Origin of the sequence: Bradyrhizobium sp. SZCCHNS3016 (assembly GCF_032484535.1) — a bacterium.
Lineage (GTDB): Bacteria > Pseudomonadota > Alphaproteobacteria > Rhizobiales > Xanthobacteraceae > Bradyrhizobium.
In genome coordinates this window covers 15,749-28,313 of record NZ_JAUETE010000007.1, presented here as the reverse complement: position 1 = coordinate 28,313, position 12,565 = coordinate 15,749, and the positions used below count along the sequence as shown (strand labels likewise).

The following is a 12,565-nucleotide window of genomic DNA, read 5'->3' as shown; positions in this document are numbered from 1 at the left end:
GGCGCGGGTGACGCACCGAACTGGTCGCAGCTTCTAGAGAAGCGGCCTGCATTCGTCAACGCCATTGGCGTCAAATTAATGCAACAAAAACAGTAGCTTGCAAATATGGTGCAATAATACCCTCGAAAACCCTACGCATTCGGAATGGAATAGGTCGCCGTGACATGGGCGATCGGATCGGGCGATTCCCCTGACAGCAGCGTGACTTCGCCGACCGCGAGCCGCTTGCCGAGCTTGAGCAGCCGCGCCTCCGCCAGCACATCGGCGCCGGCCGCGCCCTTGCGCAGGAAGTTGATGTTGAGATTCGTGGTCACGGCAAGACCGACCGGGCCGATCGCCGACAAGAGCACCACGTACATCGCGAAATCGGCCAGCGCCATCAATGTCGGCCCGGAGACGGTGCCGCCGGGGCGCAACATGCGCTCATTGAAGCGCTGGCGCATCCGGCAGCTCTTGCCGTCGGCGCTCTCGATCGAAATGTCACCGCCGGTGCGGAACGCCTGGGGAAATTCCGCGTGCAGGAACGTTTCCAGCTCCGCGATGGTCATCTTCGCCGTCATCTCTCCCCCTGCTCTCGTCGTTGCTCATCTGTTACATTAGCTGCATCGATGCGCCCATATGGAAATCGCAATGTCCGTCCCTGCCCTCGCCGACGCCGCCGATACGCCGATTCTGTTGCGCGAGATGGCGGGCCCCGTCGCCGTGCTCACGCTCAACCGCCCGGCACAGCGCAACAGCCTGTCGGAGCCGCTGATCGCAGAGCTGCATCGGGCCCTGGCCGAGATCGGCGCCGACAAGGCCGTGCGCGCCGTGGTGATCGCGGCGAATGGCCCTGCGTTCTGTGCCGGCCATGACCTCAAGGAACTCACCGCGCATCGCAGCGAGGCCGACCGCGGCCGCGCCTTCTTCGCCCGGCTGATGAACGCCTGCAGTGCGATGATGCAGGCGATCGTGCATCTGCCCAAGCCGGTTGTCGCGTCCGTGCAGGGCATCGCCACCGCCGCCGGCTGCCAACTGGTCGCGAGCTGCGATCTCGCCGTCGCCTCCGAGCGCGCCTCGTTCGCCACGCCCGGCGTCGACATCGGCCTGTTCTGCTCGACGCCGATGGTGGCGCTGTCGCGCAACGTACCCCGCAAGCAGGCGATGGAGATGCTGCTGACCGGCGAGCCGGTTCCCGCTGTCCGCGCCCGCGAATTGGGCCTCGTCAACCGCGTGGTCACGGCCGGCACGGAACGCGACACCGCGATTGCGCTGGCACAACAAGTGGCGCGCAAATCGGCCTATACGATCAAGCTCGGCAAGGAGGCATTCTACCGCCAGGCCGAGATGAGCCTTGCCGACGCCTATCGCTATGCGGCAGAGGTGATGACCGAAAACATGCTCGCCCGCGACGCGGAAGAAGGCATCGGCGCCTTCATCGAGAAGCGGACGCCGAATTGGCGGGACGAGTGAAGCTCGCCCTGCTCTCTCCTTCGTCATTGCGAGCGCAGCGAAGCAATCCAGAGTCCCGCCCGAGCCCCTGGATTGCTTCGTCGCAAGTGCTCCTCGCAATGACAGAAACTGAAACTGGCTCGTCATTCCGGGGCGCACGAAGGGCGAGCCCGGAATCCATAACCACGATCGGGAGTATGGATTCCGGGCTCGTGCTGCGCACGCCCCGGAATGACAGCAACTAACAGATTGCACCGCTCATGAATCACGACACCTATCCCGACGACTACATCCGCGGCATTCTCAACGGCGTGAAGGTGATCGCGATGGTCGGCGCCTCGCCGTCGGAGATCCGGCCGAGCTTCTTCGCCTTCAAATATCTGGTGCAGCGCGGCTACGACATGATCCCGGTGAACCCCGGCCATGTCGGCAAGAGCCTGATGGGCCGCCCCTTCGTCGCCTCGCTCGCCGACATTGGCCGCCCGCTCGACATGGTCGACATCTTCCGGAGCTCGCAGCACATCATGCCCGTCGTCGACGAGGCGCTGAAGCTCTCACCTTTGCCGAAGGTGATCTGGATGCAGCTCGGCGCGCGTGACGATGCGGCGGCCGAAAAAGCCGAGGCCGCTGGACTGAAGGTCGTGATGAACCGCTGCCCCAAGATCGAATATGGCCGGCTGTCGTCGGAGATCTCCTGGATGGGCGTCAACTCGCGCACCATCAGCGCCAAGCGCGCGCCGATCCCGACGCAAGGGATGCGGCTGTCGCTGAACCGCACCAGCGTCGGCGGCGGCACGACGGCCGCGGCCGACCGCGCCGCGAAGGACAGAAGCGATCCCGCCTGACGCATCTGCGAAAGGAACGTGTCGCGACGACGGCGCGACACAGCAGCGCATTTCAAATCGGAGCGATCGGCGCCGGCAGCCTTGACGCCATCCTGGCCGCTGGCAAATGTCCTCCGCCGGGATGACGCGGAGGCGCACGATGCGCGCTATCGACACCGTCTCCCATCATCGATCCCTGCGCCAGCCGGCGCCGGCGCGCAACGGATCAAGCCAAGAGGAAACACCATGACCGAACGTAGCCCGGGATTTGCCACCCTCGCCATTCACGCCGGCGCCCAGCCCGACCCGACCACCGGCGCGCGGGCGACGCCGATCTATCAGACCACGTCGTTCGTGTTCAACGATGCCGACCACGCCGCCTCGCTGTTCGGGCTGCAGGCGTTCGGCAACATCTATACCCGCATCGGCAACCCGACCAACGCCGTGCTCGAGGAGCGCGTCGCTGCGCTCGAGGGCGGCACCGCCGCGCTGGCCGTGGCCTCTGGCCATGCCGCGCAGGTCGTGGCGCTGCAGCAGTTGCTGTCCCCCGGCGACGAGTTCATCGCCGCGCGAAAACTCTATGGCGGTTCGATCAACCAGTTCACGCATGCGTTCAAGAGCTTTGGCTGGAACGTGGTGTGGGCCGACACCGATGACGTCGCGAGCTTCGAGGCGGCGGTGAGCCCGCGCACCAAGGCGATCTTCATCGAGTCGATCGCCAATCCCGGCGGCACCATCACCGACATCGAGGCGGTCGCGCAGGTGGCGCGCAAGGCGGGCGTGCCGCTGATCGTCGACAACACGCTGGCCTCGCCCTATCTGATCCGCCCGATCGATCACGGCGCCGACATCGTGCTGCACTCGCTGACCAAGTTCTTAGGCGGCCACGGCAACTCGATCGGCGGCGTCATCGTCGACGCCGGCACCTTCGACTGGGCCGGCAGCGGCGACAAATATCCGATGCTGACGCAGCCGCGACCGGAATATCACGGCATTCGCCTGCACGAGACGTTCGGCAATTTCGCCTTCGCCATCGCCTGCCGTGTGCTGGGCTTGCGTGATCTCGGACCGGCGCTGTCGCCATTCAACGCCTTCATGATCCTGACCGGCATCGAGACCCTGCCGCTGCGCATGCAGAAGCACTGCGACAACGCCAAGGCGGTCGCCGAATATCTCAGCAAGCATCCCGGCGTGGCCTCGGTGAACTACGCCGGCCTGCCCGAGGACAGGTATTATACGCTGGCGCGCAAATACTGCCCGAAGGGCGCCGGCGCCGTGTTCACCTTCTCGCTCAAGGGCGGCTACGACGCCGGCGTCAAGCTGGTGTCGAACCTGAAGCTGTTCTCGCATCTCGCCAATGTCGGCGACACCCGCTCGCTGGTCATCCACCCGGCCTCGACCACGCACAGCCAGCTCGACGACGCCGCCAAGATCAAGGCCGGCGCCGGCCCCGACATCGTCCGCATCTCCGTCGGCATCGAGGACAAGGAAGACCTGATCGCCGACCTCGAGCAGGCGCTGAGCGCGTAAGGCGCGTTTCGCTCTGCGGATCGCGCCGCGCATCGGCGTGCGGCGTGACGAGCGCATCTCTCACCACGTCATGGCCGGGCTTGTCCCGGCCATCCACGTCTTCGCCCCGGCAATGACGACGTGGATGCGCGGGCCGTCGCCGCGCCGAAGGGGCTTCGGCCCCGCAGGCGGGACAAGCCCGCGCATGACGAGTAACTGACGGCTGAGACAGCAAGCGGCCCCGAAAACAAAGAGAGCGCGGGCGGCCCCCTGGGCTTCCGCGCTCTCCTTCGTCCCACGGCCGGGCCGTTGCCGGCTTCTCGGACCGCGCCCTCGTTAACTCCAGGTGATCATCTCATCAGCTGCAACAGGCGCGCGTGCATCTGGCCGGCCAGTGGCAGCGCGGAGGCCGCGATCAGCCGGCTTGCCGACAGCGCCTGCAGTCCTGCGGCGCCCTCGTCGATGGCAGCGAGTTCAGCGTTGACTGAGCCGGTCCGTGATTGGAGATTTTGGCGCGCCGACGCCGAAAACATGATCACCGACATGCTCGAAACCTTCTGGTCTGAGACTCTGATGAAATGCAGCAGAGGTTTTCGCGCCCGGACGCAGCGGCCGGGCTGCATTCGGCCGACCTTCAAAATCGCCGGCAGCAGTAAGCTTGCACCCGCAGAACTTAACAAAAGCTGAAAATGCCCGTCCTTCTACGGATGATTGCAGCCAACTGTCGGATGCCGGAAGGATTTCGTTAACCATACCCGGCTCATCCTGCCGCCTGTGGAATCGCCTTCCGGACCCGCGTGAAAGCAGCGGTGGATGTATCGCGAAGCGCCGACGCCACCCGAACAGAAGTCGAGGAGAGCAGGATGCGAACGTTGGTGATCATGATGCTGCTGGCGGCCATCGCGGCGAACGGCGTCGTGCTCGCGGCCGACCTGCCGGCCGTCCACGACAAGATCGTGCACACCAAGGCCCGCCGCGCCGTGAGAGCGCCGCCGCCGACGGTCGTCGTCGTCAGGGACCAGGACTCGCTGATCTCCCCGATGTGGCCCTCGACGCCGCTGCTGTTCGGCCGCCAGGAGCTGCCCGGCTATTACGGCCGCGCCTTCTCCTACGACTACCAGGGCCCCTATTACGGCGGCGAAGGCTACACCAACTACATGTTCCGCCTGCCCTACGCGTGCGGCGTGTACGGGTATTGCTGAGCGGGGTGCCGTTGGCATGTAAGTAGCCTGGATGAGCGAAGCGACATCCGGGACGACAAGGACGAGCTCCCGCATACCGCCAAGGCTCGTACGGATGACCGCAATAGACGCCTATTTTGCGTAGGCACCGCCATAGCGCCCCGCGCGGATGCTCGCCAGGATTTCGGCTTCACGCTGCTCCTGCGCGCGGGCGGACTCGAGCAGTTCGGATGCGATCGCCGGCGCGAAAGCGACCACTCCGTCGGCGTCGGCAACCACGATATCGCCTGGCGTGACGATCATGCCGCCAATCGACACCGGCACGTTGATCGCACCCGGACCGTTCTTGTAGGGGCCACGGTGATTGACCGCACGCGCGAACACGGGGAAGTCGGAATTCATCAGCACGCCGGAATCCCTGATCGCACCGTCGACGACGATCCCGGCCGCGCCGCGTTCCCTCGCGATGGCGGCGATGATCTCGCCGACCAATGCCCGCGTCTCGTTGCCTCCGCCATTGACGACGAGGACGTCGCCAGGCGTGATGAGATCGAGCGCGCGATGAATGAAGAGATTATCCCCCGGCGCCGTATTCACGGTCAGCGCGATCCCGGCCATCGGCGAGCCCGTATAGAATGGCCGTAGACTGGCTGCACCAGGCAACCGCTGAAGGTTGTCACTGATCACGGCCGTGGAAACGCTCTTGAACGCGGCGACGACCGCCGCATCGATCGGCGCACCAGGCTGCGCTTGTCCCTCACCCATTCTCGCTCCCCGTCTTGCACAGTCCAGAGCGTCGCTCGATGGCGCCCCGCCTCGGCGGTGTAGGACTCGCCTTGAATTCAGAAAACCGATAAATGGAGATATCGATCCATCTCTTTTTTGAATGCGAACATGGTCACCCTGAAGCAGCTAGAAGCTTTGAACTGGATCGCGGAGCTCGGCACGTTCGAACGCGCCGCGGCCAAGCTGAACACGACGCAATCGGCGATCTCGAAGCGCATCCAGGAGCTCGAGGCCTCCGCGCGCGTTCCGCTGTTCGATCGCAGCCAGCGCGGGGCTCGTCTGACCGAACGTGGCGAGCAGATTCTTGCTCTTGGCCGACAGATGTTGGCGTTGCAGGACCAGATCCTGGAGTTGAAGGACGGCCGGCAGTCACCGGCCCGCCGTCTGCGGCTTGGGGCGACGGAGCTGTCAGCGCTGACATGGCTGCCGCGTCTGGTTTCGGCCATTCGCGAAGCCCATCCGGCGGTGATGATCGAGCCTGAAGTCGAAACCTCCCGAAGCCTCTACGATCGGCTGATCGAGGGCAGCCTCGATCTCGTCGTCATCCCGGACGTCTTCTCTGACCCGGAGGTGACGTCGCTGCGGCTTGCCGAAGTGCAGAACGTGTGGACGGCGCGCCCCGGCCTGGTCAGATCGCGCCGGAGCCTCGATTTCGACGAGCTTGGTCATCATACGATTCTGATGCAGGGCCGTCGCTCGGGCTCCGGCCTCTTCGTCAACAAATGGCTCGCGGCCAACGGCGTCTCCTTCAAGCGCGCCATCTCAGTCGACAATCTGACCGCGCTGGTCGGGCTCGCCGTGGCCGGCCTCGGCATCAGCTATCTTCCGCAACGCTGTTTTCGTCCTCTCTTCGAGCAGAAGAAGCTGGTCATCCTGCCCGTCAAGCCGACGCTGCCTGCCGTGCCCTATGCGGCCATGTATCGCAACGACAGACCCTCGGCCTTCGCGGCCGCCGTAGCGGATCTGGCGCGCCAGACCTGCGATTTCGGCCGTCAACTCGAAGGTTAGACCGGGCATGTGAACCCGGCGACGACGCCCGGCGCGGCGATCCATCACCTCCAGGAATGAGAAAGAAGGCGGTTTTATCCCTTTTCATCCAGGCCGGAGGCAGCGAGGCTGCATCGCCGCTGCGCGTGCAACGCTGCACGCGCGAAGAGGATTGCTGCGAGGAGAGGCTTTGATGCGCATTTGGGGACTTCTGCTGACGGCAGCGCTCGCTGCAAACGCCGCCGGCGCCGAGGAGCTGACGGGCACGCTCCAGAAGGTCAAGGAGACAAACAGGATATCGATCGGCTTCCAGGAATCGTCGGTGCCGTTCAGCTATCTCGACGGCAACCAGAAGCCGGTGGGCTACGCGCTCGACATCTGCGCCCGGATCGCGGAAGCGGTCAAAAAGGAGCTTGGGCTTCCTAACCTCACGATCGAAACCGTCCCGGTGACGTCATCCAATCGCATACCGCTGATGACGAACGGCACGATCGACCTCTTGTGCGCCTCCACCACCAACAACGCCGAGCGCCAGAAACTCGTGGCCTTTGCCAATACGCATTTTCTCAGCGCCACACGCTTTGGAGCCAAGAAGTCGCTCTCGCTCCAGACGATCGACGACCTGAAAGGAAAGACGGCCGTCGCGATCGCCGGATCGACCAATATCGCGCAGCTGAACAAGGTCAATGTCGAACGCAAGCTCGGCATCAACATCGTGCCGGCCAAGGATCAGGCCGAAGCGTTCCTGATGCTGGAGACCGACCGGGCTCAGGCCTATGTGCTCGATGACGTCCAGCTCGCGGTCGCCATCGCGCGGTCGAAGGACCCGGCGGCGTACATGATCAGCAGCGACGCATTCTCCAAGCCCGAACCTTTCGGCATCATGCTGCGCAAGGACGATGCGCCGTTCAAGGCCATCGCCGATCGCGTCACGGCCGAGCTCTATCAGAGCCCCGCCATCGAGGCGCTCTACAAGAAGTGGTTCGAGTCACCCGTGCCGCCGACCGGGATCAACTTCAACTACCCGATGCCGGCTCCCTTACGCGCCGCGTTCAAGTCGCCCAGCAGCAGTCCCGACCCGGACGCGTATGCGCCCGATTGAAGCTCGCGATGTCAGGGCCAACAGCAGCGGCGGAGACTAGCCTCATCCGCCGCAGTCGCCTGCGACGGACGGCCCTCGGCTATTGCCAAGATCAGCGGCGGCGGCACTCCTGACGGCAGATTGTCTTGCGGCTTCTCGCAACGTCGCCCTTGCCAACTTCGGCAAATCAGCATATTCTGCGTTTGTTCCTGTCCAGCCGAGGGGCGCTTCCGGATCGTCCAGTTGCGTGGGATTGGGAATGCGGTGGACGTGGCGGGCCGTGCGCGGGCTTCAAGCTTGCGCGGACGAGCGGCGTGTCACGGACGGCGAAATCGCGTGGTCCTGGCGCCCCGACGCTGGCGCTAAGTCTCGTGTCGGTGCTCACGCATCGCATGAGGTGACGGGGGCAAGACAGCCCGGTCCCCGGGGAGATCGCGTATAAGCGTTAAAACCATCGCGCGGGGAAGGCCGGGGGCGGGCTCAAGCGGTGGTCGCAACACCAAGTGTTTTCATTCGTGACAGCAGCTCGTCAAGCGCCTCTGCTGGAGTTTTCCATCCTAGCGTCTTTCTCGGTCGGGAATTGAGCGCTGCGGCCACGGCGGCGATCTCGTCAGCATCGTAGACGCTCAGATCGGTACCTTTCGGGAAGTACTGCCGCAGCAGGCCATTCGTGTTCTCGTTCGTGCCACGTTGCCAGGGGCTTCTTGGATCGCAGAAGTAGATCTGAAGGTCTGTATCGATCTTGAGGTCACTGTGTTGAGCCATTTCGGTCCCCTGATCCCAGGTTAGCGAGCGGCGGAGTTCTTTGGGCAAGGTGACGATGGTGCGCGTGATCGCATCGCGTACCGCTTCAGCTCCGTGTCCGGAGAGCGCAGGCCCATCCTTCGTACGTGGGCCGTCGTCAAACCCCGGCAACCGTGGAAGGTGTAGGAGCATTGTAAACCGCGTGCTGCGTTCGACCAGCGTGCCGATTGCCGAGCTGGCGGAGCCGACGATCAGATCTCCTTCCCAATGTCCCGGCACAGCTCGATCCGCGACTTCGGCCGGACGCTCACTGATCATGATCTCCGGCGATATGAAGCCTTTGCTGCGCTTCCGCGTACGCGCTCGGGGCACGCGCAGCGCACGTCCCGTTCGCAAACAGGACGACAACTCGCGTTTCAGCGCTCCTCGGCCCTGAACAAAAAGCGCCTGGTAAATGGCTTCGTGGCTGATGCGCATCGCCTCGTCATCCGGGAAGTCGATCGGCAAGCGCCGGGCAATCTGCTCGGGACTCCACGCTTTCGTCCACCCCTGATCCTGGCTAGAGCCCGCACGACCGGCCTTCCGCCGAACGCCGCCTGGAGGCGCGACAAACCCTGCAAGCCGCTCTTCAACATAAGCGCGCAAGGCGGCGTTGCTTGCAAGCTTGCTCGGCTTAGGACGCCGGGCCGATCGATCTGCATGCCACTGGGCGGCCGTCGCCCGATAGGCCATCTTGCCGCCGTGCGTGGCTGCATTGCGATCGAGTTCACGGGAGATGGTCGAGGGAGACCGATTGAGGCGCCGTGCTATCTCTCGTACAGAATGGCGCTGCGCATTCAGCAGCGCAATCTCTTCGCGCTCAGAAAAGGAGAGGTGCCGTCCGGAGAGCGGCTTCGCTGAAGGTCGGAACATTGCCGGTGCCACGCCGCCCGCTTTTCGAAATAATCGGGGGCCGACAGCATCCGATAATCCAGCAGCCAGCGCAGCATTCTCGCTGTTCAATCCAGCGGCAATCCCACGCCAAAATTTCTGCTGTTCCGCACGCCCCGCAACTGGTGGGCGCCCCAATGATCCCAGCTTGCCCCGCGTTGACCGTTTCTTTCGAATGCCCATCGCAACCTCCTCATCGAGTGTTGCGACGACCAATTGAATCCACCGGGTGTTCCAGGCCGTACCTGTGGTGACCGCCGCGTGCTTTTTTCTTTGCACGCGGGCCATGGGTGCCGGCCAGGCATCCGGCCTTCCCCGCGCCCTCGCGCATTTCGAGGGTGAAACGACCGGCAAAGCTCGGCGTGATCGCGCGCGAGGATGAAAACTGATGTCTCCACGTCATTGCGAGCGAAGCGACTTGTCCGCCGAAGCTCGAAGAGCGAAGGCGGAAGCAATCCAGAGTCGCGGGCGGGACTCTGGATTGCTTCGTCGCCTTCGGCTCCTCGCAATGACGGAAGAGAAACTCTACCCCACCTGCCCCGCAGCCACCGCCGCCTGCGGCACGGCGACAACAGCCGTACGCCGCGGCGACAGGCGCTCGGCCTGCAGCACGGCGAAGGTCAGCACGATGATCGCGGTGCCCTGATGCAGCAGCGCCAGCGAGATCGGCACCAGCGCGAGCAAGGTCAGAATGCCGAACACCGCCTGCACCAGGATCGCCGCCAGCAGCCGGTGCGCGCCGCGCACGACGTTGCGGCCGGCGCCCGCGCGCATCACGTCGAAGGCGTGCCACGCCGCCAGCGCCAGCAGCATGTAGGCGGTCATGCGATGCATGAACTGCACCGTCAGGTCATTCTCGAACAGGTTGATCCACCACGGCGACTGGATCCACAGATTGGCCGCCTTCGGGATCAGGCTGCCGTCGATCTCAGGCCAGGTGTTGTAGACGAGGCCGGCGCGCAGGCCGGCCACCAGCGCGCCGAGATAGAGCTGCACGAAGGTGACGCCGACCAGCAGCCAGGCCGTCAGCCGCAGCCGCGCCGGCACCTCGGCCTCCTCGCGCGGCGCGAGCCGGCGCAGGGTCCAGACGATCGACGCGTAGATCAGCAGCGCCAGCGCGAGATGCGTCGCGAGACGGACCGGCGCCACCTCGGTGCGCTCGGTGAGGCCCGAAGCCACCATCCACCAGCCGACCGCGCCCTGCAGCGCGCCGAGGCCGAAGATCAGCCACAGTCTGCGGCCGAGCGGCCCGGAGACGGCGCCGCGCCACAGGAACCACAGGAAGGGCAGCAGGTAGACCATGCCGATGACACGGCCGAGCAGCCGGTGGCTCCACTCCCACCAGAAGATGGTCCTGAACTGGTGCAGGGTCATGCCGGCGTTCATCTGCCGGTACTGCGGAATGGTCTTGTAGGCCGCGAAGGCGTCGCTCCAGGCCTGCTCCGACAACGGCGGCAACGTGCCGGTGACCGGCTTCCATTCGACGATCGACAGCCCGGATTCGGTCAGCCGCGTGGCGCCGCCGACCAGCACCATCAGCGCGATCAGGCCGGCCACTACGAGCAGCCAGATGCGGATCGCGGCGAGATCTCTTGTGCGGGGAACCGTGGTCATGGACGTTGAACGCTCGATTGAACCGGGGCTGACAGGCCCTTATAATCCCGAGGAAATCGCGCGCAAGCCGCGCCGCCCCCAGCCGAGGCTGACAATCCCGTCATGACGATCCGCACCCGCAAACTGATCGGCGCCGTCGCGCTGCTCCTGCTCGCCTTCGCCTGGTCGATGATGGGCATGGTGATGGCGCAATTCCCCCTGATCGCCAACTCCGGCTGGCTGCAGGCGGTCTATTACGTCGTCGTCGGCATGGGCTGGGTGCTGCCGGCGATGCCGATCGTGAGCTGGATGCTGCGCCCGGATCCGGAGCGGCAGCAGGGCTGATCAGCCGAGATCGAGCTTCGGCTGCGGCGCGGATTTTTCCCGCGGCAGGGTGATGCCGGCCATCAGCACCTTCAATGCGCGCAGCGAGCGCGAGCGGCCGTCCCAGGCGATCCGCGGCAGCATGTGCAGATGGGTGCGGCCCTCGCTCTGCACGACGCCTGGCATCGTCGAGGCCGCGCTGACGAAGCCCGCCTGCTCCGCAAGCACGACGTCGCTGCGGCGGAACGAATAGCGGTCGCCGAACGGATACGCCATGTGCCGGACCGGTCGGCGCAGCGCCGTCTCCAGCACCGCCTTGCCCATCGTGATCTCGCGCTGGGCGTCGGCATCCCTGAGATTGGCGAGCACGGGATAATGCACGGTGGCGCTGCCGATCGTGACGTTGGAATCGGCGGCGAGCCGGGCGATGTCGGCCCAGTCCATCGAGGACTCGCGGCTCAGGGCGGCGAGATCGACCGAGTGGCGCGAGCAGAGGTCGCGGATCGCGTTCGACAGTTCGGCCGGCGGCAGCTTGCGCAGCCAGCCCGCGAGGTAGGCGAACAGCTCGTATTTTTCGGCCGTCGTGGACACATTGAAGCGCTGCTCCCGATGCTCGATCACGAGGCTGATGCGGGCCTCGCGCGCGATCACGGCCTCCAGCGCCAGCCACCAGGCCTCGCCGAGCCCATCGGGGAAGGCCGAGGGCACGTAGATGGTGAACGGCACGCCGTGGCGGGCGAGCACAGGATAGGCATGCGTGATCACGTCCTTGGAGGCGCCGTCGAAGCTCAGGCAGGCGAAGCGACGGCTTTCGGGCAGCCGGACCGACCGGTCGCAGGCCTCGTCGAGCGAGACGATCTCATAGCCCCAGCGCTTCAGCGCCCGGATCACTTTGTCGAGGAAAACGGGCGTGATCTCCGCGCACTTCAGCGGCTGAAACGCCCCCTTGCGCCGCGGCCGCACCCGCTCGAACCGCAGCACGGCACCGGCGCCGCCCGTGGCCCGCGACGCGAGCAGCGTGCGTCCGCTGAAATAGGCCAGCTCGAGCCGGGCGCTGCGCAGCCACCTGTTGTCCGACGACAATTCCCGCGCCCCTTCCCCGAATCCCACTTGAAACCAGACCGTCCGCGCCCACCTGATGCTTTCAGACCATGGCGCCATCGCGTCATGGTCGC

Annotated in this window: 13 protein-coding genes; 7 read left to right on the top strand and 6 right to left on the bottom strand. The window is 65.1% G+C overall.

Going from position 1 to position 12,565, the window contains the following annotated elements:
• Window positions 1–131 precede the first annotated feature (131 nt).
• The gene (locus QW881_RS15005) at window positions 132–560 is read right to left on the bottom strand and encodes a PaaI family thioesterase (RefSeq protein ID WP_315827182.1); all 429 of its coding nucleotides are present in this window, start codon (window positions 558–560) and stop codon (window positions 132–134) included.
• Window positions 561–630: 70 nt separating this feature from the next.
• Here QW881_RS15005 and QW881_RS15000 point away from each other — a divergent pair, with 70 nt between their 5' ends.
• The 3 genes from QW881_RS15000 (at window position 631) to QW881_RS14990 (ending at window position 3,785) form a co-directional block, all read left to right on the top strand.
• Window positions 631–1,452: an enoyl-CoA hydratase gene (locus tag QW881_RS15000; protein WP_316158517.1), complete on the top strand. Its 822-nt coding sequence runs from the start codon at window positions 631–633 to the stop codon at window positions 1,450–1,452.
• A gap of 239 nt (window positions 1,453–1,691) precedes the next feature.
• Entirely contained in the window at window positions 1,692–2,276 is a 585-nt protein-coding gene (locus tag QW881_RS14995; RefSeq protein WP_315711509.1) for a CoA-binding protein, read from the top strand.
• 225 nt (window positions 2,277–2,501) lie between these two features.
• Window positions 2,502–3,785 (top strand): O-acetylhomoserine aminocarboxypropyltransferase, encoded by a 1,284-nt coding sequence (locus QW881_RS14990; RefSeq protein WP_316158516.1) that lies wholly within the window; start codon window positions 2,502–2,504, stop codon window positions 3,783–3,785.
• 329 nt (window positions 3,786–4,114) lie between these two features.
• Here QW881_RS14990 and QW881_RS14985 read toward each other — a convergent pair whose 3' ends face one another.
• The gene (locus QW881_RS14985; protein ID WP_316158515.1) at window positions 4,115–4,387 is read right to left on the bottom strand and encodes a hypothetical protein; all 273 of its coding nucleotides are present in this window, start codon (window positions 4,385–4,387) and stop codon (window positions 4,115–4,117) included.
• 240 nt (window positions 4,388–4,627) lie between these two features.
• Between QW881_RS14985 and QW881_RS14980 the strand changes: the two genes are divergently transcribed.
• Window positions 4,628–4,966, top strand: a complete 339-nt coding sequence (locus QW881_RS14980; RefSeq protein WP_315750861.1) for a hypothetical protein — start codon at window positions 4,628–4,630, stop codon at window positions 4,964–4,966.
• Window positions 4,967–5,077: 111 nt separating this feature from the next.
• Here the strand turns inward: QW881_RS14980 and QW881_RS14975 are convergent, their stop codons facing one another.
• Window positions 5,078–5,710, bottom strand: a complete 633-nt coding sequence (locus QW881_RS14975) for an RraA family protein (protein WP_315759208.1) — start codon at window positions 5,708–5,710, stop codon at window positions 5,078–5,080.
• Window positions 5,711–5,839: 129 nt separating this feature from the next.
• Here QW881_RS14975 and QW881_RS14970 point away from each other — a divergent pair, with 129 nt between their 5' ends.
• Together QW881_RS14970 and QW881_RS14965 are read left to right on the top strand one after the other, a co-directional pair.
• Window positions 5,840–6,739 carry a LysR family transcriptional regulator gene (locus tag QW881_RS14970; protein WP_315759209.1) on the top strand — a complete coding sequence of 300 codons (900 nt, stop codon included), beginning with the start codon at window positions 5,840–5,842 and terminating at the stop codon, window positions 6,737–6,739.
• Window positions 6,740–6,911: 172 nt separating this feature from the next.
• Entirely contained in the window at window positions 6,912–7,820 is a 909-nt protein-coding gene (locus tag QW881_RS14965) for an amino acid ABC transporter substrate-binding protein (RefSeq protein WP_315759210.1), read from the top strand.
• A gap of 459 nt (window positions 7,821–8,279) precedes the next feature.
• On the opposite strand, the gene QW881_RS14960 is transcribed toward QW881_RS14965, so the two are convergent.
• Both QW881_RS14960 and QW881_RS14955 read right to left on the bottom strand, forming a co-directional pair.
• Window positions 8,280–9,656, bottom strand: a complete 1,377-nt coding sequence (locus QW881_RS14960; protein WP_315715219.1) for an IS30 family transposase — start codon at window positions 9,654–9,656, stop codon at window positions 8,280–8,282.
• A gap of 342 nt (window positions 9,657–9,998) precedes the next feature.
• Window positions 9,999–11,087 (bottom strand): COX15/CtaA family protein, encoded by a 1,089-nt coding sequence (locus QW881_RS14955; RefSeq protein ID WP_315759211.1) that lies wholly within the window; start codon window positions 11,085–11,087, stop codon window positions 9,999–10,001.
• 102 nt (window positions 11,088–11,189) lie between these two features.
• Here QW881_RS14955 and QW881_RS14950 point away from each other — a divergent pair, with 102 nt between their 5' ends.
• Entirely contained in the window at window positions 11,190–11,411 is a 222-nt protein-coding gene (locus QW881_RS14950; protein WP_315711497.1) for a DUF2842 domain-containing protein, read from the top strand.
• Here QW881_RS14950 and QW881_RS14945 read toward each other — a convergent pair whose 3' ends face one another.
• Entirely contained in the window at window positions 11,412–12,473 is a 1,062-nt protein-coding gene (locus tag QW881_RS14945) for a polysaccharide deacetylase family protein (protein WP_315759212.1), read from the bottom strand. It abuts the gene before it with no gap.
• Between the last annotated feature and the right edge of the window lie 92 nt (window positions 12,474–12,565).

Coding starts and splice junctions, on each gene's coding strand:
- QW881_RS15005 (WP_315827182.1), bottom strand. CDS start 560: ATGACGGCGAAGATGACCATCGCGGAGCTGGAAACGTTCCTGCACGCG.
- QW881_RS15000 (WP_316158517.1), top strand. CDS start 631: ATGTCCGTCCCTGCCCTCGCCGACGCCGCCGATACGCCGATTCTGTTG.
- QW881_RS14995 (WP_315711509.1), top strand. CDS start 1,692: ATGAATCACGACACCTATCCCGACGACTACATCCGCGGCATTCTCAAC.
- QW881_RS14990 (WP_316158516.1), top strand. CDS start 2,502: ATGACCGAACGTAGCCCGGGATTTGCCACCCTCGCCATTCACGCCGGC.
- QW881_RS14985 (WP_316158515.1), bottom strand. CDS start 4,387: ATGCAGCCCGGCCGCTGCGTCCGGGCGCGAAAACCTCTGCTGCATTTC.
- QW881_RS14980 (WP_315750861.1), top strand. CDS start 4,628: ATGCGAACGTTGGTGATCATGATGCTGCTGGCGGCCATCGCGGCGAAC.
- QW881_RS14975 (WP_315759208.1), bottom strand. CDS start 5,710: ATGGGTGAGGGACAAGCGCAGCCTGGTGCGCCGATCGATGCGGCGGTC.
- QW881_RS14970 (WP_315759209.1), top strand. CDS start 5,840: ATGGTCACCCTGAAGCAGCTAGAAGCTTTGAACTGGATCGCGGAGCTC.
- QW881_RS14965 (WP_315759210.1), top strand. CDS start 6,912: ATGCGCATTTGGGGACTTCTGCTGACGGCAGCGCTCGCTGCAAACGCC.
- QW881_RS14960 (WP_315715219.1), bottom strand. CDS start 9,656: ATGGGCATTCGAAAGAAACGGTCAACGCGGGGCAAGCTGGGATCATTG.
- QW881_RS14955 (WP_315759211.1), bottom strand. CDS start 11,087: ATGACCACGGTTCCCCGCACAAGAGATCTCGCCGCGATCCGCATCTGG.
- QW881_RS14950 (WP_315711497.1), top strand. CDS start 11,190: ATGACGATCCGCACCCGCAAACTGATCGGCGCCGTCGCGCTGCTCCTG.